The sequence below is a fragment of the Halorubrum sp. Atlit-28R genome (assembly GCF_003665955.1).
Classification (GTDB): Archaea; Halobacteriota; Halobacteria; order Halobacteriales; family Haloferacaceae; genus Halorubrum; species Halorubrum tropicale.
This window is the reverse complement of sequence record NZ_QPLS01000273.1, coordinates 1-441: the sequence shown is the minus strand read 5'-3', so window position 1 is coordinate 441 and position 441 is coordinate 1. Positions and strand designations below refer to the sequence as shown.

Genomic DNA, 441 nt, shown 5'->3' with positions numbered 1-441 from the left:
AATCCGCTCTCCCCGATTTGAACGGGGGACAAGCCGATCTACAGTCGGCTGCTCTGCCAGGCTGAGCTAAGAGCGGTCACCGATTCATATCTGGTCGACGCGTTTAACCATTATCATTCTCGCTGCCGCGTGTGCTGTGTGTCAGACAGGTACGAACATTGATATACCGCCGAGATAATCCCGGAGTAATGAGTAAAATCACGTTCCGCGCCGACGACGCCCTCGTCGAGCGCTTGGACCGCCTCGACACCTCGAAAAGCGAGGTGATGCGCGAGGCCCTCCGCCAGTACCTCGACGAACTGGAACGTGACGACGGCGCGGACGACACCGCCGGTCTCGACGGCGCGCTCTCCGCGCGGGTCGAGGAACTCGTCGACGAGCGACTGGACGAACGGCTCCCGGCGCTCGTCGAGGAAGCCGCGGCGGCCCGCGAGTCCGAGC

1 protein-coding gene and 1 tRNA gene are annotated in these 441 nt (G+C 62.8%); one reads left to right on the top strand and one right to left on the bottom strand.

The genetic code is table 11. The annotated features are described in order from the left end of the window. Positions 1-2: 2 nt before the first annotated feature. Positions 3-76 (bottom strand) — tRNA-Tyr (locus DVK06_RS17870). Between the two features lie 112 nt (positions 77-188). Between DVK06_RS17870 and DVK06_RS17865 the strand changes: the two genes are divergently transcribed. Beyond that, positions 189-441: ribbon-helix-helix protein, CopG family (locus DVK06_RS17865; RefSeq protein WP_121601171.1), on the top strand; the 253-nt coding region annotated here is incomplete at its 3' end.